Annotated in this window: 21 protein-coding genes; 14 read left to right on the forward strand and 7 right to left on the reverse strand. The window is 64.2% G+C overall.

From position 1 onward, the window contains the following. Positions 1-22: 22 nt before the first annotated feature. Both MESOP_RS28625 and MESOP_RS28630 read right to left on the reverse strand, forming a co-directional pair. A complete protein-coding gene (locus MESOP_RS28625; protein ID WP_013896838.1) occupies positions 23-1,468 on the reverse strand; it encodes an ABC transporter substrate-binding protein in 1,446 nt (481 codons plus the stop codon). A 45-nt stretch (positions 1,469-1,513) separates the two neighbouring features. After that, positions 1,514-2,488, reverse strand: coding sequence for a sugar-binding transcriptional regulator (locus tag MESOP_RS28630; RefSeq protein WP_013896839.1), 975 nt, complete (start codon positions 2,486-2,488; stop codon positions 1,514-1,516). Positions 2,489-2,710: 222 nt separating this feature from the next. On the opposite strand from MESOP_RS28630, the gene MESOP_RS28635 reads away from it, so the two are divergent. Both MESOP_RS28635 and MESOP_RS28640 read left to right on the forward strand, forming a co-directional pair. Further along, positions 2,711-2,869: a hypothetical protein gene (locus MESOP_RS28635; protein WP_013896840.1), complete on the forward strand. Its 159-nt coding sequence runs from the start codon at positions 2,711-2,713 to the stop codon at positions 2,867-2,869. A 57-nt stretch (positions 2,870-2,926) separates the two neighbouring features. Then, positions 2,927-3,652, forward strand: coding sequence for an MgtC/SapB family protein (locus MESOP_RS28640; protein WP_013896841.1), 726 nt, complete (start codon positions 2,927-2,929; stop codon positions 3,650-3,652). 121 nt (positions 3,653-3,773) lie between these two features. On the opposite strand, the gene ftsZ is transcribed toward MESOP_RS28640, so the two are convergent. Further along, positions 3,774-4,811 carry a cell division protein FtsZ gene (ftsZ, locus tag MESOP_RS28645; RefSeq protein ID WP_013896842.1) on the reverse strand — a complete coding sequence of 346 codons (1,038 nt, stop codon included), beginning with the start codon at positions 4,809-4,811 and terminating at the stop codon, positions 3,774-3,776. A 412-nt stretch (positions 4,812-5,223) separates the two neighbouring features. Between ftsZ and MESOP_RS28650 the strand changes: the two genes are divergently transcribed. The 4 genes from MESOP_RS28650 to MESOP_RS28670 all read left to right on the forward strand — a co-directional run bounded on the left by MESOP_RS28650 (position 5,224) and on the right by MESOP_RS28670 (position 10,402). Beyond that, entirely contained in the window at positions 5,224-7,287 is a 2,064-nt protein-coding gene (locus MESOP_RS28650) for a N,N-dimethylformamidase beta subunit family domain-containing protein (protein WP_013896843.1), read from the forward strand. A 183-nt stretch (positions 7,288-7,470) separates the two neighbouring features. Further along, on the forward strand, positions 7,471-8,169 hold the full coding sequence (locus tag MESOP_RS28655) for a GntR family transcriptional regulator (RefSeq protein WP_013896844.1): 699 nt from the start codon (positions 7,471-7,473) through the stop codon (positions 8,167-8,169). Positions 8,170-8,753: 584 nt separating this feature from the next. Next, a complete protein-coding gene (locus MESOP_RS28665) occupies positions 8,754-10,109 on the forward strand; it encodes a glutamine synthetase family protein (protein WP_013896845.1) in 1,356 nt (451 codons plus the stop codon). Positions 10,110-10,180: 71 nt separating this feature from the next. Then, complete coding sequence (locus tag MESOP_RS28670; protein WP_224729496.1) at positions 10,181-10,402, forward strand: helix-turn-helix domain-containing protein; 222 nt, start codon at positions 10,181-10,183, stop codon at positions 10,400-10,402. Between the two features lie 87 nt (positions 10,403-10,489). Here MESOP_RS28670 and cuyB read toward each other — a convergent pair whose 3' ends face one another. From cuyB to MESOP_RS28685, 3 genes are all read right to left on the reverse strand, one after another. Next, positions 10,490-11,299: a cysteate racemase gene (gene cuyB, locus MESOP_RS28675; protein ID WP_013896846.1), complete on the reverse strand. Its 810-nt coding sequence runs from the start codon at positions 11,297-11,299 to the stop codon at positions 10,490-10,492. After that, the gene (locus MESOP_RS28680; RefSeq protein WP_245264992.1) at positions 11,296-12,582 is read right to left on the reverse strand and encodes a dicarboxylate/amino acid:cation symporter; all 1,287 of its coding nucleotides are present in this window, start codon (positions 12,580-12,582) and stop codon (positions 11,296-11,298) included. Before MESOP_RS28680 ends, cuyB begins: the two co-directional genes overlap by 4 nt. 76 nt (positions 12,583-12,658) lie before the next feature. Next, entirely contained in the window at positions 12,659-13,489 is an 831-nt protein-coding gene (locus MESOP_RS28685; RefSeq protein ID WP_013896848.1) for a substrate-binding periplasmic protein, read from the reverse strand. Positions 13,490-13,644: 155 nt separating this feature from the next. Between MESOP_RS28685 and MESOP_RS36330 the strand changes: the two genes are divergently transcribed. Next, complete coding sequence (locus tag MESOP_RS36330) at positions 13,645-13,959, forward strand: hypothetical protein (protein ID WP_013896849.1); 315 nt, start codon at positions 13,645-13,647, stop codon at positions 13,957-13,959. 8 nt (positions 13,960-13,967) lie between these two features. On the opposite strand, the gene MESOP_RS28695 is transcribed toward MESOP_RS36330, so the two are convergent. Beyond that, positions 13,968-14,828: a MurR/RpiR family transcriptional regulator gene (locus MESOP_RS28695; RefSeq protein WP_013896850.1), complete on the reverse strand. Its 861-nt coding sequence runs from the start codon at positions 14,826-14,828 to the stop codon at positions 13,968-13,970. A gap of 203 nt (positions 14,829-15,031) precedes the next feature. On the opposite strand from MESOP_RS28695, the gene murA reads away from it, so the two are divergent. The 7 genes from murA to MESOP_RS28730 all read left to right on the forward strand — a co-directional run bounded on the left by murA (position 15,032) and on the right by MESOP_RS28730 (position 23,536). Beyond that, positions 15,032-16,288, forward strand: a complete 1,257-nt coding sequence (gene murA, locus MESOP_RS28700; protein ID WP_013896851.1) for a UDP-N-acetylglucosamine 1-carboxyvinyltransferase — start codon at positions 15,032-15,034, stop codon at positions 16,286-16,288. Then, entirely contained in the window at positions 16,285-17,166 is an 882-nt protein-coding gene (locus MESOP_RS28705; RefSeq protein ID WP_013896852.1) for a glucosamine kinase nucleotide-binding domain-containing protein, read from the forward strand. The genes murA and MESOP_RS28705 overlap by 4 nt, the downstream gene beginning before the upstream one ends. 172 nt (positions 17,167-17,338) lie before the next feature. Next, positions 17,339-18,262, forward strand: a complete 924-nt coding sequence (gene murQ, locus MESOP_RS28710) for an N-acetylmuramic acid 6-phosphate etherase (RefSeq protein ID WP_013896853.1) — start codon at positions 17,339-17,341, stop codon at positions 18,260-18,262. Between the two features lie 121 nt (positions 18,263-18,383). Next, positions 18,384-19,901 carry an ABC transporter substrate-binding protein gene (locus tag MESOP_RS28715; RefSeq protein WP_013896854.1) on the forward strand — a complete coding sequence of 506 codons (1,518 nt, stop codon included), beginning with the start codon at positions 18,384-18,386 and terminating at the stop codon, positions 19,899-19,901. 91 nt (positions 19,902-19,992) lie between these two features. Continuing rightward, the gene (locus MESOP_RS28720) at positions 19,993-20,952 is read left to right on the forward strand and encodes an ABC transporter permease (RefSeq protein ID WP_013896855.1); all 960 of its coding nucleotides are present in this window, start codon (positions 19,993-19,995) and stop codon (positions 20,950-20,952) included. After that, positions 20,952-21,791, forward strand: coding sequence for an ABC transporter permease (locus MESOP_RS28725; RefSeq protein WP_013896856.1), 840 nt, complete (start codon positions 20,952-20,954; stop codon positions 21,789-21,791). Before MESOP_RS28720 ends, MESOP_RS28725 begins: the two co-directional genes overlap by 1 nt. Further along, positions 21,788-23,536 carry an ABC transporter ATP-binding protein gene (locus tag MESOP_RS28730; protein WP_013896857.1) on the forward strand — a complete coding sequence of 583 codons (1,749 nt, stop codon included), beginning with the start codon at positions 21,788-21,790 and terminating at the stop codon, positions 23,534-23,536. Before MESOP_RS28725 ends, MESOP_RS28730 begins: the two co-directional genes overlap by 4 nt. Positions 23,537-23,572: the final 36 nt, after the last annotated feature.

Consider the following 23,572-nt stretch of genomic DNA (forward strand, 5'->3'; position numbering starts at 1 on the left):
GCAGGCCGGTCCTCGTTGCGACTTAACCGAGACCGGCTTCCTTGAGCTGGCCGTTGATGCTTTCGGCCAGCTTGTCGAGGCCCTCGTCGACCGGCACCTCCTTGGACACCATCTTCTGCAGCGTTGCCGCCCATTCGGTGGTGAGGTCGAAGAACAGCGGCTGTGCGGTGAACTTGATGCTGGCGCCCGGCGCCGAGGCGTCGAACATCTCGACGTAGCCCGGATAGCTCTTGTTCAGCTTCTCGCGGAACATCTCGTCCTTCCAGACCGACTGGCGGACCGGATTGACGAAGTCCATCTTGGTGGCGCCGAACAGCCCATGCTCCGGCCCCGAGGCCCATTGCATGAAGTACCAGGTAGCGTCCTTGTCCTTCGAGAAATTGGACATCGACAGCGACCAGATCCAGATGTTCGGCGTCGGCGCCTTGGCGTCCGGGTTGGCCTTGAAGGAGGCGAAGGCAAGCTTGCCGGCCATCTTGTTGTCGCCGCCATTCATGAAGTAGCCGAGGATGTCGGCGTCGAAGATCATGGCCGAGGCGCCGGCGCCGAGATCGGTTCCGACCTGATACCAGGTGTAGGTCGACCAGTCCTTGGGGCCGCTCTCCTGGATCATCTGAACCCACTGCTTGTGGAAAGCCTTGGATTGCGCGGTGTTCATGGCGGCCGACAATTTGCCGTCGGCCGACACATTCAAGTCCTTCTGGTCGAAGTTGGCGTAGGCCGACAGGAAGCCCGGATGGATCGTCGCCCAGGAGCGCGAGCCGCGCACGCCGATGCCGTAGACGCCGCCGCCGACATCCTTGGTGAGCTTGGCCGCGGCGGCCACCATCTCGTCCATGTTGCCGGGGACCTTGACGCCCGCCTTGTCGAACATTCCCTTGTTATAGGTGATGTTGTTCTGCTCGAAGCCCCACGGAATGCACCACTGCTTGGCGTCCTCCGAACCCAGCGCGCCGCCCGGCTTGCCGTTCCAGGCACAGGAATTCCTGACGCCGGGCAGGAAATCGTCCCAGGCATAGTTCGGGTTGGTCTTGGCCGGGTCCTTGATCCATTCGTTGAGATCGGTGATCCAGCCGGCGGGACCATAGGTCCAGGTCATGTAGGCGCCGGTCATGAAGGCGTCGTATTCGGGCGAGCTTGCCGACAGTGCCGCCGTGACCTTGTCGAAATAGACGTCTTCGGGGAACACGTCATAGACGACGTTCATGCCGGTCAGCTGCTTGAAGTTCTCCAGATCGGCGATCATGGCATCGGCATAGGGATGCTTGTTGAGCAGGAGCTTGATGGTCTTGCCCTTGTGCGCCTGCCAGTCGAAGTCGGCGGCGAGCGCTCGGGTCTGCCCCAGATTGAGCAGCGTGCCGGCGGTGCCGGCGGCAAGGCCCATCGCACCCAGGCCCTTGATCAGTCCGCGACGGTCGACTTGTCCGCGCAGGAAGGCGTCAATGAGGTCTTTCTCTTTCTCATGCATTTCGTCTTCTCCTCCACAGGGTAGTTTCAACTGAACGGTTGCCGGCTACCCGACCGGCGTCTCTTCCACGAGCGATCGTGCCGTCCGCTCGTCGGTTATCAGGCCCTTGAGATAGCGGCCTTCCAGCACCGCCTTGATGGCACGAACCTTGATCTTGCCGCCGGCGACGGCGACGATCCGGCGGCTGGCAATGTCCTCACGCGCCAAAGCCAGCGCCCGGTTGGAAACGGTCGTCGCCACCGCATTGCCGGCGCCGTCGAAGAAATGGCCAAGCAATTCGCCGACGCCGCCATTGCGGCGGATCTCCTCCATCTCGCCTTTCTCGATCATGCCGGTGGCGACCAGGGACGCCTCGCGTTCGGCGGTGCCTATGCCGGCGAACAACAGGTCGGCGGATCTGGCGAGGTCGAAGACCTCGTTGATGCCCTTCTGGCCGAGCAGGACAGTCCGGTCTTCGGCCGTGTTGGCGAACATCGGCACCGGCATCACATAGGCTTCGGCGCCGGTGCGCTCGGCGAGGCGGTGGATGACATCATGCGGATTGGCCGAGAATTTCCGCGTCAGGCCGCCAAGCAACGAAACAAAACGGATCCGGTCGGTCGAGGTGCGCGGCAGATATTCGACGCAGGCGGCCAACGTGCGGCCATGGCCGACACCGATCAGCGCCTGCTCGCCGCGTTCGATCTCGCGCTTGAGGAACTGCGCGCCGGCGATGCCGAGCGCCTTGAGCGGCAGATCCTCGGCGTCAAAATCAGGAACGACTTCGCAGTAGTCGAGGCCGTAGCGGCGGGACAGTTCGTCCTCGAGCTCGACGCATTCCGAAACTTCGCCGTCGATATAGACCTTCACCAGCCCTTCCTGGTTGGCCTTGGTGATGAGGCGGTGAGCCTTGAGGCTGGTCAGCCCCAGTCGCTTGGCAACCTCGGACTGGGTCATGCCGCCGGCGTAATGAAGCCACGCGGCGCGCGCCGCCATGCTGCTTTCATCGTCGCGCAGGAGACCGTTGCCGAACCCTACCATTTCCACCCTATGATATTTTTATCAGTTGCTGCAAAATTTTTCACAAGGCTTCGCCAGAGTCAAGCGTCGCCGTTCAAATCGCGTGGCGGCGTGGTTTTGCGGAGCTGCCCGGGCGTCCCGCCGGAACTTCGGGAGCGAGAAAAGGTTTAGATCGACATCCCGGTGTCGCGGCATGCCAGGAAGGCACGGGCCAGAAGGCGCGGGGCCAGGAAGGAGCATGTCATGAGCAAGGATCGTGACAGGGAAGGACCGGTTTTTTCCGGAAAAAATGCACGGCAAGGCGAAATCATCCTGCGCACGCGCACGCAGCGCATCATCTTCATCGCCGGCCTGGTCGGTATCGTCGTGTTGGCATTGGTGCTGACGTTCGCCATCCGGTGACCGCTGCGCGAGGTGTTGACTGAGGGCGGGAAGCATCCCGCCCACAAGGAACCAACGATGTTCGAGCCGTTTTGCTGCAATATGCCGCTTCACCCGACCTGGCCCGATCTCGCCGCACGCCTGCTGCTCACCATGCTCGCCGGTTTCCTGATCGGCCTGAACAGGGAAGCGCGCGGCCACACCGCCGGGCTTCGGACGACCATCCGTGTCGGCCTTGCGGCCGCGATCGCCATGATCCAGGCCAACCTGCTGCTCGACACGACGGGCAAGGGAGCGGACTTCTTCGCCCGCATGGATGTGCTGCGGTTTCCGCTCGGCGTCCTGACGGGCGTCGGCTTCATCGGCGGCGGCGCCATCCTTCGCCGCGGCGATCTTGTGACCGGCGTCACCACCGCCGCCACGATGTGGATCATGACAATGATCGGACTGGCGTTTGGCGGCGGCCAGTTCGGCCTTGCGGGAGTTGCGACCCTGCTGACCCTTTTTACGCTTCAGGCGCTGAAATGGGTCGACCTCAGGATTGCGCGCGACCACCGTGCGATCCTGTCGGTCTCCTGGGCGCATGGATCCCCGCCCGACCTTCAGGAGATGGTGCGACCGCTTGGCTACGGCGCGCGCCTCGCCATGATGGAGCACGATCCCGGCCGGGACTGCTTCGTGTACTCGTTCAATATCGAGTGGAAACAGCCCGATGCGATCGAACCGTCGACGGAAATCCTGGCGCTGGTCGCCCGGCAATGCGAGGTCGAGCGGTTCGAACTGATCGGCGAGAAGGCTTCCTGAGCGGCCGAGCGTTGCTGGCCGACGCGCCTACGCGCCGGGGAAGCCACGCCCTGCACGCAAACTGGCGCCCGCTCTACTCCGCGGGCAGCCGCCGTCCGGTCCATCGAAATTGAACAGAGCCTTACTGCAAGATCCGCGCGGCGGGCGGCATGGAATGGTCATGCGCGATGCCGGCATCGGCATCGCCCACACCGAGTGCGCGGTCGAGACCGGTCGCCACCACCGAAACCCGGAAGCGGCCTTCCATGCTCTTGTCGAAGATGGCGCCGACGATGATATCGGCGTCCTCATAGACCTCCTCGCGGATGCGGGTGGCGGCCTCGTCGACCTCGAACAGGGTCATGTCCCTGCCGCCCGATATCGAGACCAGGACGCCCTTCGCGCCCTTCATCGACACCTCGTCGAGGAGCGGATTGGCGATCGCGGCTTCCGCCGCCTTCATGGCACGGCTTTCGCCGGACGCCTCGCCGGTTCCCATCATGGCGCGGCCCATGCCGCGCATCACCGATTTGACGTCGGCGAAGTCGAGATTGATCAGGCCTTCCTTGACGATGAGATCGGTGATGCAGCTGACGCCGGAATAGAGCACCCGGTCGGCAATGACGAAGGCGTCGGCGAAGGTGGTCTTGGCATCGGCGATCCGGAACAGGTTCTGGTTGGGGATCACGATCACCGTGTCGGCGGCTTCGCGCAGCCGCTCGATGCCCTCTTCGGCCATCTGCATGCGGCGCCTGCCCTCGAAGGTGAAGGGCTTGGTGACGACGCCCACGGTCAGGATGCCGGCCTTGCGCGCCGCTTGCGCAATGATCGGCGCAGCGCCGGTTCCGGTGCCGCCGCCCATTCCGGCGGTGACGAAACACATATGCGTGCCGGCCAGATGATCCATGATCTCGTCGAGCGATTCCTCGGCCGCGGCACGGCCGATCTCGGGGAGCGATCCGGCGCCCAGCCCCTCGGTGACGTGAGCGCCAAGCTGGATTAGCCGCGTCGCCTTCGACATGGTCAACGCCTGCGCATCGGTGTTGGCGGCAATGAACTCGGTCCCCTGAAGCTGCTCCGCGATCATGTTGTTGATGGCGTTGCCGCCGCCGCCGCCGACGCCGATGACGGTGATCTTCGGTCTCATCTCGGAGATCTCGGGCTTTGTGAACTCTGCCATGCCGCTTTCTCCTTCGCCAATTGCGCGCGCTTCACGGCCCACCCGCACATGTCCTTTGGGGGCAATGCAACCGGGCGGCACGACGCGAATCAGTCCGCCCAAGTGGGTACCCCAAAAAGCCAGAGAGCGGCCAGAGGTGCAAGACCGCGCAAGCTCAAGATTTATGATGAAGGGGCCGACCTCGCGCGACCGACCTGTCCGGCCCCGGCGATCGGGCGCGGTCCGGTGGCTTTTCAGGACGCCTTGCGCTCGGAAACGTGGCTGGGTCGCCCGCTCCATGATCGGCACGAGCGCGAACAATTCCACCTGCGATGAAAGCCGCATTGTCGTAAAAGCTGCTTGCGAAAAGCAGGGATGCGAGCGATTTGTCCAATATGCCCTCCGAGGAAGTACATAGGCCGGGATCGCGGAAATGAAACGTCCCGTCGATCATGGCGCCATGGCCGTTTCAGGCTACACGGTACCCTGGCACACGGGGGCCGGGACGCCTATCGCTCTCCATGTCTCGTCGTCACGGCAGGTGCGCGATGTGCGGATCGTGCGGCTCGACACAGCCGAGTTCATGGACTGGCATGTCGAACCGACCGGCAATGCCCCCTCGCATCGCGACTTCGATCATGGGTCCTTCCTGAAGATCGCGGCGTCGGAACTGGCCAAGGCTGCGGAAATCACCGGTGTCGCCTTCGAGGTGTATTTGACCCGCAATGACGGTGTCCGCGTGCTCTTCGAAAGCGGAAACTTGCGCCTAGGGTTGCAGGACGGGCGGCTGACGTCAGGCGTTGACGGCAAGCCGCTCGAAACCGGGCAGAGCTTGCCGGCAAACACCTGGCTGACGGTCGAGATTTCGCTCGATGGCAGCGGGACGGCGCTACAGATAAGCTCGGACGACCTGCTGTCGCCGTTTCGCCTGCATCATCGATTCGATCGGCCCTGGTCCGCGTCCGGTGACATGGTCTTCGGCGCCAGCGCGGCAAACGACGTCAGGTCGCTCAACGCCAAATTCTCGTCGATCGCGCTGCAAAGCGAAACCAGGCGCATTGTCTGGACCTTCCCCACCCTGCTGCCGAGCGGCCCGATCGCCTCGACAGGCGGCGATAGCGCCCTCTTGCTGGAAACGGTCAACCAGCCGGCGTTCTGCATGACCTCGCGCCGCTGGGACGGGTCGAGCTTCGATCCAAGGCTGGTGCCGTCGCATTACGACGCGGTGCATTGCCATGACGACGACATGGGCGCACTGCAGTGGCCCGCCTCATACCATTTGCAGATTCCGGCGGAAGCGTCTGCCGGCGTTTATGCTTTCGAGGTCGGGCATGGCGGTGGATCGGAGCGCATCGTCTTCTTCATCACCTCGTCGGCACCCTCATCGGCACAACGGGCGCCGCCGCTGTTCCTGGTGCCGACCGCCACCTATCTCGCCTATGCCGATGAAATCCTGCCGGCGCATCTCTACGAATGGATGTGCGAAGATCGCGGCCATCGCTTCGCGATCGACAACAATCTGAAGTCGCTCTACGACTACCACAGCGACCTCAGCGGCGTGTCGATCTCGTCCTACAAAAAGCCGAAGGCGACGCTGCGCGACGATTACAATTATCCGCTGTGCGGCTGTCCGCACAATCTGCCGGTCGACCTGCATTTTCTGCGCTTCTGCCACAACAACGGCATCGCTTTCGATCTCATCACCGACCGCGACCTGCATGAGCGGGGCGTTGCTGGCCTCGAGGGCTACCGGGCGGTCATCACCGGCAGCCATCCCGAGTACATGTCAGTCGAGATGGAGCATGCGCTGCGCCAGTTCGCAGCGGCTGGCGGCAGCATCGCCTATCTCGGCGGCAATGGCTTTGCCGGCAAGGTCGCGTTCCAGGACGATCTGATGGAACTACGCCGCTCGCCACTCGAGGCGGCCCGGACCTGGGACGGGCCGCTCGCCGAACAATCGCTGTCGATCACCAACCAGCCGGGTGGCTATCTGCGCGCCAGCGGGCGCGGCGAATTCTCGCTGACCGGCGTCGCCATTTCGCTGATGGGCTTCGATGGCGCGCGGCCCTTTACACGCACGTCGGAAAGCCATGACGCTTCCGCGGCATGGCTGTTCGATGGCGTCGCCAGCGAGACCTTCGGCGACGAGGGCATCGTGCTTGGCGGTGCTGCCGGTTACGAGGTCGACGCCACCGACCCGCATCTTGGCACCTCTCCCGATACGATAGTCATTGCCCGCGCGACCGGCTTCCCCGACAGCTTCGTCCACGACGCGACGCGCTGGTACGCAGGTGGCGAGGATGAGCGCGCATCGCGGCGCTGCGCGGAGATGACGCTGCGCCATCTGCCTTCGGGCGGTCTGATTTTCTGCGCGAGTTCGGTCGCCTGGTGCGGCGCCTTGCCTGCCGGCGACGCAATGAACGACGTCGGCAGGATCACGAAGAATTTGCTGACGCATCTGGCGGCGACAAAGGGTCGGGCGAACCCTGATCGATGAGCGTTCTCGCGCCGGCGAGCGGCATCACGGAACCGCGTCACTGCCGGCCGAGAACCGCGACCTCACCCGCCCGCAGCATCGCGCGTTGGCTTGCCGGTCGATGATCGAGGCGTCTATCATGCCCCGTCCGCGGCTGTTGTCGTCAGGCCAGATTTCAGAACGAGCGAAGTAGCGCCCCCGCCAATGACCGACAGAACACAATTCGGGTTGACCGCCGTCGACACCGTCCCCTTGCATGAGAAGGTCTATCTAGAGCTCGTGCGAGCCCTGATGTCCGGCCAGTTCGCGCCCGGCCAGCGGCTGACCTCGCGCAAGCTCGCCAAGGAGCTCGGCACCAGCGACATGCCGGTCCGCAGCGCCTTCATGCGGCTGCAGGCACTGCGGGCGTTGAGCCCGATGCCGAACGGCAGCGTCGAGGTGCCCGTCATTTCGGCCGAACGGTTCTCGCAATTGACCGCCGTGCGCACGATCCTCGAAGGCTCGGCGACCGAACTTGCGACCAAACGCATCAACGGCAACAATCTGCGCGCGATCCGACGCCATTGCAATGAACTCACTCTCGCGGCGCGCGAAGGCGATATCGACGACTATCTCAGGAAGAACCACGACTTCAAATTCTCGATCTATCGCCATTGCGGCAACGAGCAGATGATCTTCCTGATCGAGACCGTCTGGATGCAGGTTGGTCCCTTCCTGAGGAACCTCGCCATGGGCTTCGAAGACGATCTCTCCTCCATCCTCGACATCGACTATCACGAGGAGGTGGTCGCGGCGATCGAGGCCCAGGACGCGACGCGCGCCCGCGCGGCCATCGTTCGCGACATCGACGAAGGCGCCGCGCACATCCTGCGGCAAGCCAGATTTCCGGAATCCAGGAGCTAGGATTGGGACTTCCGACAGGCGGCTATGGTTCTTTTCACCTTGGAGATTGGCTGAAGCCTCCCAACTTCGTCATTCTATGGCGGAGCAAGGAGCGACGCGGCGCAGACCATAGGATCCATTCCGTGACGTTGCTGACAGGTGCAGCGGAGCAGAATTCTCGACCGCAGTGACGCTTGTGAGTCCCGGCATGGATCCTCGGGTCTGCGCCGCGTCGTTTCGCTCCTTGCTCCGCCCGTGGATGACGAAATCATTGATGTTTCCGCTAGTCGCAAGGCATGCGGTCCATCAACGCAAGGGGATCCGTCAAGACTTCCTGCCGGAGGACCAGCATCCGCCCAAGAACTGCGGGCCGACACCACAGCTCGAATGCCCCTTGGCTTTCCACCTTCTTGCCTCTATGTTGCGATCGCAGATCGCGCAATTGGTTTTGAAATGCCTCCCGACATCCCAGCTAATGAGTTGATAAAATAAGGAAAACTATCCGGCATCTGCCGGATATGCTTCCCAAAAACTCATAAGCATTTTTACCAGGGATTAGCGCAGCCAGCCGGGCTTGGGCACCTTCGAAAACCAGAGGTTTGAAATTGAGCGATGCAATTGCGGACGTGTTGAGCTGGCTTGAAAGCAGAAACGACATACAGAGCCTGAGGGCGGCGGTGTGCGACCTCAACGGCGTCATGCGCGGAAAACGCATCCCCGTCGAGCAGGCGCGCAAGGCGCTGGAGGGCAAGCTGCGCATGCCCTATTCGCTGATCGGGCTGGATATCTGGGGCGAGGACATCGAGGGCAACACGCTGGTTTTTTCGACCGGCGACGCGGACGGACTTTGCCAGTGGACGGGACGCGGCATTCTGCCGGTGGAATGGACGGCGCATCCGACGGCGCTCGTCCCGCTCTGGCTCGCCGACGAAAACGGTTCACCCTATCTCGGCGATCCCCGGCGGGCGCTGGCCCGCATCCTCGACCGCTACAAGGCGCTCGGCCTGACCCCGGTCGCGGCAACGGAACTTGAGTTCTACCTGGTCGATCCGCAATCGCAGCGGCCGGTCGGGCCAGTCTCGCCGGTCACCGGGCGGCGCCTCGATTCCGACGCGGCGCTGTCGATCGACGAGATCGACGACTTCGAGGCCTTCATCCACGACGTCTATGAGGCCTGCCGGGCGCAAGGCATCCCCGTCGATACGGCGATCGCCGAAAATGGCGTCGGCCAGTTCGAGATCAATCTGAACCATGTCGCGGACGCGCTGCGGGCGGCCGACGACGCCGTGCTGTTCAAGCGCACGGTGAAGGGCATTGCCCGCAAGCACGGCTTTGCCGCCTGCTTCATGGCAAAACCCTATGGCGACCGGGCCGGCAACGGCTTTCACGTCCATTTCAGCGTGGTCGACGCCGAAGGGCGCAACGTGTTCGACGACGGCACCGATCAGGGTTCGGAAACCATGCGCCACGCGGTCGGTGGGCTGCTCGCGGCAATGGCCGAGAGCACGCTGGTGTTCGCACCGCACTTCAACTCCTACCGCAGGCTTCGCCCGCGCTCCTATGCGCCGACCGCTGTCGCCTGGGGTTACGAGAACCGCATGGTCGCGATCCGCATTCCCGGCGGCCCGACCGCCGCGCGCCGCATCGAGCATCGCGTGTCGGGAGCGGACGCCAATCCCTATCTCGTGCTGGCCGCCATACTGGGCGCGGCACTGGTCGGCATCGAAAGACAGATGTCGCCGGGCGAGCCGACAGGCAGCGATGGACAAGGCGTTGTCCCAGCCAAGCTGCCGCCGGACTGGGCGTCGGCGATCGCGACGTTCGAAAGTGGAACGCATGTTGCGGAGATCTTCCCGGCGATCCTGCGCGACTCCTTCATCGCCTGCAAACGCCAGGAGCTGAACACGTTCGCCCTCAATGTCAGCGACTTCGAGATCGAGACTTATCTCGAAAGCGTCTAGGCCCCGCTGACCGGCCGCTACGGCACCCGTTCCGGGCGACCTTCCGGCAGACTGCCAAGCAGCGACTTGCGATACAGTGGTCAACCAGGGCGGCAACGGGCGTGCCGCCGCACCGCTGGCAGATGCAGGCGCGGATCGACAGGGCCAAGGCGATGATGGCGCGTGAGACCGCCTCGCTCGGCGACATCGCCGAGGCGACCGGCTTCTTCGACCAGGCGCATCTGACGCACGTCTTCAAGGCGGTGGTCGGCGTGACGCCCGGCGCAGGGATGAAGAGCGCCGGCAAGCCGTGACATTTCCGCCTTCACGGAACCGGGCATCGATTTCTATGCGCACGTTCCAGCACCATTTCGCCGCGGCCGATATCGATCGGCTGGCATCTATCCATAGGGCTGAGCCAGCCTGACCGGACTGGCGCGCAGGGATCGTTCATGTCCCGGCAGCCGCGATACGGTCGGCAGGCCCCGGGCGTCCTGCGCACCGAAGCCCAACCGTGTCAGACAGGCTCGCGCCAGGGCCGCGTTGCTGTCGATGACGACCAATCCGCTGACATCGTTGAGGCTGGCGGCCACCACCGACAGTTCGGTGCAGCCGAGAAGGGCAGCATCGGCGCCGGCCGCTTGCGCGATATCAAGCGCGCGCTCGGTCTCGATCGCCGCGTCCGCGATCGAACCGGCCTTGACGAGGCTGATCGCGCTGTCGACGCAATGCTGAAACTCGGTGTCCGCGGGAAGGCAGAGCCCAAACCCCGCCGCCGACATCCTGTCCTGGTAGAAGCCGGAAACCAGCGTGCCCCGCGTTGCGAGAATCGCAACCTGGCCCCGGTCCAAGCTACGGCGTGTTTCCGCAACCACCGCGTCGCCGATATGGAGGATCCGCGCTTGCGAATTCGCCGCCAGTTGGTCGTACCAATGATGGGCAGTGTTGCACGGTACCGCGATACAGCTAACGCCGAGCTCATTGAGCGTCGAGACCGCGGCGATTAGAGCCGCCAGCGGTCCGTCGTGGTTGCCGAGGATCGCTTCGGTCCTGTCGGGCAGCTGTGGCACGCTGAGGATAACGGCAGGCACATGGTCGTTGTCCCTGACCGCCTGGGTCATTCGGGTCAGCTTGAAGTAGAAGTCGGCCGATGCTAGCGGCCCGAGACCGCCGATGATGCCGAGCTGGGGACGGATGCTGTCGTCGATCATCGGGCGGGCTCGGCTTCGAGCTCTCCCGAGACGGCTTCGACCGGCTGCGTCGTCTCCCTGTGGCTGGGAGCGATCATTGCCGTGCTCGCCGCGACGGTGCAGACGCTGGCCAGCGTCATGAACGTGTCCACGGCCGCATCCACAGCGACGAACAGGGCGAACGCCGCTTCAAAGGGAAGCTTCAGGTAGCCGCAGACGATGGACATCTGGGACAGGATGAGCAGGCTGCCCATGCCGCCGGTCGTGAGCGCGAGAAGCGCGGAGGCGATGCCGACGAGCACGAGGTCTGGCACGCCGAGCGGATGACCGTAGAGCTGGGCGATGAACAGGGTGCCCGAGGTGTAGAGCAGCGCCGGGCCGGTGCGTAGCAATGCCGCCTGCAGCGGCACCAGCAGTTCGACGACCACCAGGCTGAACCGCAGGCGCTCGCTCAACAGGTTGATGACCCAGGGAAGCGAAGCGACGGTGGAACGCGTGGTGATGGCCACCATGAGCAGGGGCTGGCAGGTCTTGATCGTCGTCCAGTAGCTTCGTCGCGACCGGATGGCGATAATGGCAAAGGCGCCGGCGACGAATAGGAGGCAGGAAAGCCCCATGACCAGCAGGTAACCGCCCATCAGCATGAGCGGCTTGGTTCCGGTCGACGCGGTCTGGTCCGCGATCAGGATGAAGGTTGCGAAGGGCAATCCCCAGATGAACCAGTTGGTGAGGACCGTACAGGCCCGGTAGACCGCGTTGAGCGCCTGAGAAAGACTCATGGACGTGGGCTGGGGAATCTTTCCCATGGCGAGCCCGAACAGCAGGCAGAACAGCAGGACCTGGATGGTCTGGCCCGAGGCCAGCGCGTTGAAGACATTGTTCGGCACCAGATCGAGCAGGATCGAATGCCCGCCGTCAGCGCCCTCATTGGATGGCGGCTGGAACGGGAAGGCGAGATCGGTGGAGACGCTGCCCTGCGAATTGATGAACTCGCCAAGTTCGATGCGCGACTGCGGGTTCTCGATCTGGCCCGGCTGGAGGATCAGCGACAAGGTGCCGCTTACCAGCACGCCCAGGAACGACACGACCAGCACGGCCATGCCCACCTTGCCCAGGTAACGAACCGATTTGGGGTCCTGGACCATCGACGTGATGGAGAAGATGACCGACGAAACCAGGTAAGGCAGGACGACCATCTTGAGGAAATTCAGGTAGAGCTGCGCGATGGGGCTGATCGCATGGGCAAAGTCCGGATAGTAGAGACCGCAGAGTATCCCTGCCCCGATCATCGCGAGCGTCGTCACGGGCGAGCGCAATATGCGCCTTGCCGCAAGGCGCCAATCGAAAGGCACGGAGCCGGCTACGTCGGAGATGGCCATGTCAGGCTTTGCTCCCCTGGCGATAGCGGGCGATGATCTCGTCGGTGTTGAGTACCTGCTGGCCCCGGGCGAGATCGAGATAGAGGTCGACAAAGGCCGCGAGATGCGGATTGTCCGGCCGCACACCGACTGCAATGGTGTCGACCTTGTCCGTCAGCGTAATCGAGCGCGCGACGACCGTCATCGACGGGTCGTCGACCATCAGCTTCTTGATCTCGAAATCGTCGCGATAGGCCATGTCGAGCGTCCCGTTGCGGATCGCATCGATGATCAAATCCCAACTCGCGAAGCGGCGGATTTGTGCGTGCGGGAAGGTTGCCGGCGCATAGGTGGCGAATGAGGAGCCCTCGATGACGCCGAGATCGCCCGAGAAATCGCGGACGATCTGCTCGGGTGGCTTGCCTTGCGCAATTCGTGCCAGGTTGAGGCGGTTGGCGATCAACCCCTGGCGAAGCATGGCGTAGGGCCGGGAATAGACGATCGACCGGCCGCGCAGAAGGGTCCGGCTGAGCTTGCCGATCGCCAGGTCCGCCTGGCCGGAACTCACCAGGTTCACCATGCCGTCGAACGTTGCGGCCGACCGGTCGAACACCGGCTCCACGCCAAGCTGCGCGGCGATGCCGTGGGCCAGTTCCATGTCTATGCCATTGTCGCCCTGCCCGTCGGCCGGGAAGAACGGATTGGAAGCGAAGGACGGCATAGCGATACGCAGCGCATCGCCGCCCGCGACGGGCTTTGGGGCGTTCTGCGCCTGAGTGCCGGCCGCCTGAGCCTGCGAGATCAGCAACCCACCGCTTCCGGCCATAAGCAGCGTACGACGCGTAACCGACATGCGCATTCTCAATTCATGCGGGAGAGCAAGAAAGCAAGTCTGCCCAGTTCGCAGTATGCATGCGGAGGTTAAGTAAGCGTATATTTTACATTGTGCTCTTTCTACATAACGGGCAAAGCAGCACGACATCACGCCGGCGGTTGGAGTTGGGGTAAATGATCAAGTATCTCAACGACGCAAGCGGGAATTTCCTGATGAGCAGACTTTACCGGATGAAGGCGCTTCTGGCGGCCAGTTTCGCCACCGCCGCGACGATCCCGCCGATGGCCGTCTTCGCGCAGGCCGTGCAAACCAGCACTCAACTTGAGCCTGTCGTGGTCGAGGGCGAGGCTGGAGGCGGTGCCACCGGGCCGGTCGACGGTGTCGTCGCCAAGAAGACCACGACCGGCTCGAAGACGGCAACCACCATCAAGCTCGGCGGGCCGTACCTCGTCTACTTGCTGGCCAAGGGCGTGCGGCACCAAGGGTGAGTTGATTGCTAGGAGGATCGCTCGGCTTTCAGCACCGAGACCGCCGCCTCGCTGTTGTGGACATAGTCGTTGGCGTCGGGCTGCCTCTGCACCAAAAGGATGAACAACAGGTCGGTCAGCGCCAGCTGCGCGTCGCGCGCGGTAATGGACGAGGAGCGCGCACGCTCCTCGTCGGCGATGGTGTAGAGGCGGATGTCGGCGACGCGGCTCAGCGGATTGTCGTGCAGGCCGGTGACGGCGATCACCATCGTGCCGCGCTTGCAGGCAAGCTCGGCGATGCGCAGGGTTTCGATGCTGGCGCCGGAATAGGAGAGCGCGAACAGCACGTCGCCGGGCCCGAGCGTCGCGGCATTGGCCATCTGGATGTGGCTGTCGCTGTCATGCAGCACATTGCGGCCGAGCTTCATCAGCTTGTAGGAGAAATCGCGCGCCACCAGCGAGGAGGCACCGACGCCGGCCAGATGGATGCGGCGCGCGCCGTCCAGCAATTCCAGCGTCCTGGTGATGATACGCTCTGTATTGGCGGCGACGGTCTGCTGCATCGACAGAAGCTTGCTGCCGACCAGCTTCTTCACGATGACCTGGTAGCCGTCGCCGACCTCGATCGGCCCGTGGATGAAGCCGGCCGGCACCTGCCATTCCTGCGCCTTGGCCTCACTGACGGCGAGTTTGAGCTCCTGGTAGCTGGCATAGCCGAGCTTCTGGCTGAACTTGACGACGCTGGACTGGCTGCGCCCGATCTCGGCCGCAAGGGCCGCCGTCGACAGGCGCAGCATCTGGTCGGGATTGTCGACGATGTACCGGCCGATCTCGCGATCGCCGGTCGCCATGCCGTCGAGCTTCGCATTGATCCTGTTCAGAACGGACACGGATTCCCTCGCGCTTTTCGGTCCCGCACACCGACAGCCAGTTGTCATCGCTCGTGGCTGGCAGCCTATGAAACCAAGGAATAAATTATTCCAATTTCGATTGACAGCCAAGAACGCAGAATTAATTCTCGAACTGGATCGGGTCGAAATCCGGATTCTGAACGGACCTGAACGCCCGGCTTTCGTCGCACAAGGTTTCAGCCATGGACAGATTGCGGATCGTCGGCGGGCACAGGCTGCAGGGCGCGGTCAACATATCCGGCGCCAAGAACGCCGCTCTGCCGCAGATCGCGGCCGCCCTGCTCAGCCCCTACCCGCTCGAACTGACCAACCTGCCCGATGTGACCGACGTCGAGAACATGCTCGGCGTCGTGAGGCTTCACGGCGCCGAAGTCACACGATCGGCGCATGCCGCGACGATCGACACCAATGCCGCCGTTTCGAAGGAGACATCCTACGACACGGTCCGAAAGATGCGGGCGACGGTGCTGGTGCTGGCACCGCTGCTTGCGCGCTTCGGCCACGCCCGGGTTTCGCTGCCGGGCGGCTGCGCCATCGGCGCGCGGCCGGTCGATATGCATGTTTCGGCGCTAGCAGCCTTGGGCGCCAGGATCGCCATCGAAAACGGTTCGATCGTCGCCTCGGCCCCGAACGGACTGACCGGCACGCGCATCGTGCTCAGTTCGCCGTCGGTCGGGGCAACGGAAACCGCCATGATGGCGGCAACCACGGCCAAGGGCGAAACCGAGATCCTCAACGCGGCGCGCGAGCCCGAGGTGGCCGATCTCGCCGCTTGCCTCAACGCCATGGGCGCGCGCGTCGAGGGCGCCGGCACGCACCGCATCCTGATCGCCGGCGACACTTCCTGGCAAGCGGCCCGGCACGACATCATCCCGGACCGGATCGAGGCCGGCACCTATGCCATTGCCGCGGCGATCACCGGCGGCCAGCTCGAGCTCACCCATGCCCGGCTCGAACACATGGCTTCGGTGGTGCAATTGCTGGAGGCCACCGGCGTCAGCGTCTGGCCGGGCGATCGCGGGCTGATCGTATCGCGCGAGCGGCCGCTCAAGGCGGTCGACCTGGCGACGGAACCCTATCCGGGTTTTCCGACCGACCTGCAGGCACAGTTCATGGCGCTGATGTGCTGTGCGGATGGCGCTTCGCTGCTGCGCGAGACCATCTTCGAGAACCGCTTCATGCATGTGCCCGAGCTGATGCGCCTCGGCGCCAACATCAAGCTGCAGGGAACCATGGCGCTGGTGCGCGGCGGCGAGACACTGCACGGCGCGCAGGTGATGGCCACCGACCTGCGCGCTTCGGTGTCGCTGGTGCTGGCGGCGCTGGTCTCCCAAGGCGAGACCATCATCAACCGCGTCTATCACCTCGATCGCGGCTACGAGCAGCTGGACCGCAAGCTGCGCCTTTGCGGCGCCGACATCGAGCGGCTGAGCGCATGAGCAGCGGCCGCTCCGAATATTTTCTCGGCGTCGATGGCGGCGGCACCGGATGCCGGGCCCGCATCGAAGACGCTGACGGAACCGTGCTGGGACAGGGCCTGTCCGGCCCGGCGACGACGCGGCTCGGCATCGATGCCGCCTGGGCCTCCATTGCCGGGGCATTTGACGCGGCGGTCGAGGAGGCCGGTTTCGGGCCGGCCGACACCGCCCGTGTCAGCGCCGGCATCGGCCTTGCCGGTATCGGCCGCAAGGGCGCGCTGGAGGCGTTGCGGGCGATCGCACATCCCTTTGCCAGCATCGATTTCGTCAGCGATGGCGTCGGCGCCTGCCTCGGCGCGCATTCCGGCCAGGACGGCGCCATCGTCATTGCAGGCACGGGCTCGATCGGTCTCGGCTTCGTCGAGGGCCGCGACCTGCGCGTCGGCGGCTACGGCTTCCCGATCTCCGACGAAGGCAGCGGCGCCGATCTTGGCCTGAAAGCCGTGCAGTTGGCGCTGCGCGCCCATGACGGCCGGCACGAGCGGACGGCGCTGCTGGCGGAGGTGATGCAACGTTTCGAGGGCGACCCGATGGAAGCGGTCGCGTGGATGGACCGCGCGAGCGCCACGGACTACGCCGTGCTGGCGCCGATGGTGATGCGCCATGCCGACCAGGGCGACCCGGCAGGGCGGCGCATCGTGCAGAGCGCGGCCGAGCAGATCGATACGCTGGTACGGGTGCTGTTCGAGAAAGGTGCGCCGCGCGTGACCTTGCTGGGCGGCCTCGCCAGCCCGCTCGAACCATGGCTGGCTCCCGATGTCCGGCGCCGGCTGAAACCCGCCGATGGCGATGCCGTGTCCGGCGCGATCATCCTTGCCAAAAGGGCGCTTAGCGTCTGACCCGTAGGAATAATCTATTCCAGATATGTGTTGACGGTACGAATATTCAATTCTAAAAAGTTAACAAAGGCGAACACGGCGGCAAGCACGGACCTTATAGGCGGTACGCGGCGTTTCAGGCGGAGAGCACTGCCTCGCCGCTAGCTCCGCCGTATGGTTTGAAAGCACCGGGATGACCGAGCAAGCGTTGATGTCTGAGCTGGACCGGCTTGTTTCCGAAGGCCGAAACCCTCGGACTGTCGATATCGACCTGCTGCCGACCATCGACGTGCTGCGCAAGATCAATGACGAGGACAAGGTTGTGCCGGCGGCTGTCGAAAAGGTGCTGCCGGAAATCGCCGCTGCGGTCGATTGTATCGTGCTCGCCTTCCAGAAAGGCGCACGCCTGATCTATTTGGGCGCCGGCACCAGCGGGCGCCTTGGCGTTCTCGACGCCTCCGAATGCCCCCCCACTTTCGGCGTGCCCGAAGGCATGGTCGTCGGTCTGATCGCCGGCGGCCTCGACGCCCTGGTGCGATCATTGGAAGGCGCCGAGGATGACCCGAAAATGGGCGCCAAGGCCTTGCGGGAGATCGGACTCACCCCGCACGATGTGGTGGTCGGGATCGCGGTCAGCGGGCGCACGCCCTATGTCGTTGGCGGGCTGACCTATGCCAGGCAGGTGGGCTCAACCACGGTGGCCCTGTCCTGCAATCCGGCATCGACCATTGCCGGTATCGCCGACATCGCGATCTCGCCGGTCGTCGGCCCGGAGGTGCTCACCGGCTCGACCCGGCTGAAGTCGGGAACGGCGCAGAAGCTGGTGCTCAACATGCTGACGACGGCCTCGATGATCCGCATCGGCAAGAGCTATGAGAATCTGATGGTCGACCTCAACCCGTCCAACAGGAAGCTGGTGGCGAGGGCGATCAGGATCGTCATGCAGACGACCGGTTGCACGGCGCAGCAGGCCAGACAGGCGCTCACCCAGACCGGCAATGACGTGAAGCTGGCGATCCTGGTGACGATCACCGGCATGGGCGTCGAAGAGGCGCGGACGGCGCTCGGCAAGGCTGGAGGATTCCTGCGCAAGGCAATCAGCGACGGGAAGGCATGAAGCCGCATGGGACAGACGGCGCAAGGCCGCATAGACTGGGCCGATACTGCGAAGCATGTGTGTCTGGAAGCGGTCGGCAGAAACTGCAAGGCATCAAGTCAAATCATAATGGGAGACGAAAATGACAAGGCATTTCACGAGAACCCTGCTGTCGGGAATCACGGTTGCGGCGATGCTCGGCGTGGCAGCGGCCCCGGCCCAGGCGGCAACGCTGCACATGGCCTGGTCGCAGGACGCCACCGGGCTTGATCCGCACAAGCAGACGGCCTTTTCGTCGCTGCGGCTGCTGGAATTGATTTATGAGCCGCTGGTGCGGGTCGATGCCAGCCTGCAGATCATCCCCGCCATCGCCACGTCCTGGCAGTTTTCGCAAGACGGCAAGGAACTGACGTTCAAACTCGACCCCAAGGCGAAATTCCAGGACGGCACGGCCGTCACCTCGGCCGACGTCAAGGCATCGTTCGAGCGCATCCTCGACGAGAAGACGGGGGCGGCCGCCCGCGCCAACTTCCTGTCGATCGCCAGCATCGACACGCCTGATGCGGCGACCGTCGTGTTCCATCTGTCGCAACCCGACGTGCCGATCCTGACGGCGATGAGCGACGTCAATGCGGCCATCGTCCCGGCCAGCGAGATCAAGGCCGGCTCTGTCGGCACCAAGGCGCTCGGCTCCGGTCCGTTCAAGCTCGACAAATGGGACCCCAACGCCAAGGAAGTCTTGAGCGCCAACAAGGACTGGGCGGGCGGTTCGACCGGCGTCGACGGCATCGAGATCAGTGTGCTGCCCGACGAAGCGGCGATCCTGGCCGCCATGCGCAGCAAGCAGATCGATTTCGCGCTGCTCAACGACCCGCTGGTCGCCACGCTGGTGCCGAAGGAGCCCAGCCTGCAGCTCAACCGCGCGCCGGTGCTCGCCTATAACGTGCTGCAGCTCAATCCGTCGCGAAAGCCGATGACCGAGCTCAAGGTGCGCCAGGCGATCTCCTGCGCCATCGACCGGCAGGAGGTGCTGGACACCGCCGCGCTCGGCGAAGGCAAGGTCACCGGCCCGCTGACCATCCCGGCGCTCGCGACCGATCCAAGCCAACTATTCTGCTACAAGCGCGACGTCGAGAAGGCCAAGAAGCTGATGGAAGAGGCCGGCTTTGCCGACGGCTTTTCGGCGACGGTGATCGGCGCCACCGGCGAGCCGCCGACGGCGGCGGCGGAAGCCCAGGTCATCCAGTCGCAGCTGGCTGAAATCGGCGTCAAGCTCGACATCAAGATGATGGAGCTCAACGTCTATGTCGACGCCTGGCTGAAGGGCGATTTCGACATGGCGGTCGCGCTCAATGGCGGACGCGCCGATCCCTATACGATGTACAACCGCTACTGGACCAAGGCAGGCAATCTGCAGAAGGTGGCGAACTACATCGACGACACGCTAGACAGCCAGATGCAGCAGGGCCGCGCCGAGACCGATCCGGCCAAACGCAAGGCGATCTTCGCTGCGTTCGAGAAACACCTTGCCGAGATGTCGCCATGGATCTGGCTCTACACGTCCTACAGCTACACGGCCCAGCAGAAGACCGTCGCCGGCTTCGTGCCGACGCCGACGGGCACGCTGTTCAGCCTGAGCAAGGTTACCATCCAGCAGTAGCCGCCTCCAGATCAGTAGATAGAGCATGACGTCGTCCGAAAACCGCTTCACACTTTTCGGCATCATGCTCTAGACGAGAGGTATCCTTCGCGTGAACTATCTGATGCGGCGACTGGCGACGTTTCCTCTCGTCCTGCTTGGCGTGTCCATCCTGGTCTTCATCGCGATCCGGATGGTGCCGGGCGATTCGATCACGGCGATGCTGGGGACCGAAGCCGGCCTGCTGACGCCGGCGCAACGGGATTCGCTCGCCGCCTATTTCGGCATCGACCAGCCCTGGTTCGTCCAGTACTGGCGCTGGATAGGCGGTATCCTGCACGGCAATTTCGGCATCTCCGTCACCTATGGCAGGCCGGTGGTCGACGTCATCCTCGAGCGCTTTCCGCTGACACTCGAACTGGCCGTGCTGTCGATGATCATCGCGCTCGCGGTCGGCCTGCCGGCAGGGATCTACGCCGCCACGCATAGCGAAAAAGCGTCCGATCTCGGGGTGCGCATCGTCGCCATGGTCGGCCAGTCGATGCCGAGCTTCGTGCTTGGCCTGCTGATCATCTACACGCTGTCGGCGGGCTTCGGCGTGCTGCCGGCGATGGGCGAATTCGCGCCGCTCTGGCAGGATCCCCCGCGCAATCTCAGCCAGCTGATCCTGCCCGCCATCACGCTCGGCTTCGCCTTCGCCGCGTCGGTCACCCGCATCGCGCGCTCGGCCATGCTCGACGTTTTGAGCGACGATTATGTGCGCACCGCCCGCAGCAAGGGTGCGTCGGCGCGCAGCGTCATCTGGCGCCATGCGCTGCCCAACGCGCTGATCCCGGTGGTGACGCTGAGCGGGATCGAGTTCGGTTATCTGCTGGGCGGCGCCGTCATCGTCGAGCAGATCTACGCCCTGCCGGGGCTCGGACGCATGGTGCTCGACGCGATCCTGCAGCGCGATTATGCGCTGGTGCAGGGAGCCGTGCTGTTCATCGCCTTCAACTTCATGATCGTCAATCTCCTGGTCGATCTCGCCTATGTCGGGCTCGATCCGCGCATCCGGCTGGGAGAGCAGTGATGCGCATCGCGCGCGCCATTTTCGGGCACGGCAGCGGCCGCATCGGCGGTGTCATCGTCTGCATCTATCTCGTGCTCGCCATTCTCGGCCTGCTCGGGCTGACGCCGCACAATCCGATCACGCAGTACCGCATCGACCGGCTGCATGCGCCGGGCGCCGTCTACTGGATGGGAACCGACCTGTTCGGCCGCGACGTGGCGAGCCGGCTGATGGCCGGCATTGGCCAGTCCTTCACCGTCGCCTTCTTCTCGGTCGCCTTCGCCACACTTGCCGGCACGGTTTTGGGCCTGGCCGCCGCCTGGCTCGGCCGCCGCTGGGACGGCGTGGTGATGCGGATCATGGATGTGCTGCTGGCCTTTCCGGCTATCCTGCTGGCGCTGCTCATCGTCACCGTGGCCGGGCCGGGCACCTGGACCAGCGTCGTTGCCATCGGCATCGTCTATACGCCGATCTTCACGCGCGTGGTGCGCGGCCCTGCCTTGTCGCTCAAGGCACGCGAATTCGTCGACGCCGCGCGCACCTTCGGCAGCAGTTCGAGTTACATCGTCACGCGCCACCTGCTGCTCAATCTGGTGGCGCCGTTGACCGTTCAGGTGACGCTGGCGCTGGCCTGGGCATTGCTGACGGAAGCCGGCTTGAGCTTTCTCGGCCTCGGCACGCAGCCGCCCGCCGCTTCGCTCGGCCTGATGCTGAGCGACAGCCGCAACCTGATGGAAACCGCGCCCTGGCTGATGATCTTCCCGGGGCTGACGATCATGATCAGCATCCTCGGCTTCAACCTGCTTGGCGACGCGCTGCGCGACATCCTCGACCCGAAGATGCGGAGGGCGCCGGCATGAGCCCCTTGCTGTCGGTATCGGACCTGCGCGTCGGCTTCGGCCGCGATCCGCAAGCCAACGAAGTGGTGCGCGGCGTCAGCTTCGATCTCGCCGACGGCGAGACGCTGGCCATTGTCGGGGAAAGCGGCTCGGGCAAATCCGTCACCGCATTATCGATCAATCGGCTTATCGATTTCGGCGGCGGTCGTATCACTGGCGGCAGCATGACGCTGAAGCGCGCCGGCGGCGGCCTCTTCGACCTGATGGGCGCCACCGAGCCGCAGCTGACCCGCATTCGCGGCGCCGAGATCGGCATGATCTTCCAGGAGCCGATGACCTCGCTCAATCCGGTGCTGACCATCGGTTCGCAGATCGAGGAATCGTTTCGCCTGCATCGCGGCCTGACCGGTCGGCAAGCCACGGCCGCGGCCAGAGATGCGCTCGACCGCGTGCGCATTCCCGATGCGGCACGGCGGCTGAAATACACGCCCAACCAGCTGTCGGGCGGCATGCTGCAGCGGGTGATGATCGCCATTGCGCTGGCCTGCAATCCGCGCCTGCTCATCGCCGACGAGCCGACGACCGCGCTCGATGTCACCGTGCAGGCGCAGATCATGGCGCTGCTGGCCGAGCTGAAGCGCGAGACCGGCATGTCGATGATCTTCATCACCCACGACATCGGCCTGGTTGCCGGCATTGCCGACAAGGTGATGGTGATGCAGAACGGACAGGCCGTCGAACAGGGCGAGCTGAACCAGATCCTCGACAGGCCGCAGCATCCTTACACGCAGCATCTGCTGCAGGACGTGCCGCATTTCACCAATGGCAGGGCGACACGTGCCGACGGACAGCGCAAGGAGAATGCAAGCGCAGAACCGGCCCTGAAGGTCGACGGTCTTGTCGTGCGGTTTCCGCTCAAGAGCAATTTCTTCAGCCGCGCCACCGGCGCGGTGCACGCCGTCGACGGCGTCGACTTCGACCTGATGCCGGGCGAGACGCTGGCGATTGTCGGCGAGAGCGGCTCGGGCAAGTCGACCACGGCAAAGGCGGTCCTTGGGCTGGTACGTTCCACGCGTGGCAGCTTCTCAGTTCGCGCCCAAATGCCCTCGGCGGAGCACAGCGCGAAGCCCGTGCAGATGGTGTTCCAGAACCCCTACGCTTCGCTCAACCCAAGGCTGACCATCGAGAGCATCCTGGCCGAGCCGGTGATCGCCACCAGCGGTCGCGTGAATGCCGAAGCCCGAACCAGGATGGCGAACCTGCTGGAACGCGTCGGCCTGCCAAAAAACAGCCTGGGGCGCTATCCGCATGAATTCTCCGGCGGCCAGCGGCAAAGGCTGTGCATAGCACGCGCGCTGATGCTCAACCCTTCCGTCGTCGTTCTCGACGAAGCGGTGTCGGCGCTGGACGTTTCGGTGCAGGCCAAGGTGCTGGAACTGCTGGTCGACCTGCAGCGCGAGTTCGGGCTCGCCTATCTGTTCATCTCGCACGACATGGCGGTCGTCGAGCGGATTGCTCACCGCATCGCCGTCATCTATGCCGGCCAGATCGTCGAGATCGGCGACGCGGCGTCGGTGCTGGCAAGGCCGAAGCATTCCTATACGAAAAAGCTGATCGCCGCGGTTCCGACGATCGCGCGGCGGCGTGAGCATTTCGATCTCGACACGCGGCAGGTTCCCTCGCTGGTGCGCCCGCAAGGGTTCGAGCCGGCGCCGGCGCGATGGGAGGAGTTTGGCGGGGATCATCGAGCGAGGGTGGAAGGATGATGACCCTCGGATATCTCAGGTTGGCGGGACAGCACC

The organism is Mesorhizobium opportunistum WSM2075 (genome assembly GCF_000176035.2).
Lineage (GTDB): Bacteria > Pseudomonadota > Alphaproteobacteria > Rhizobiales > Rhizobiaceae > Mesorhizobium > Mesorhizobium opportunistum.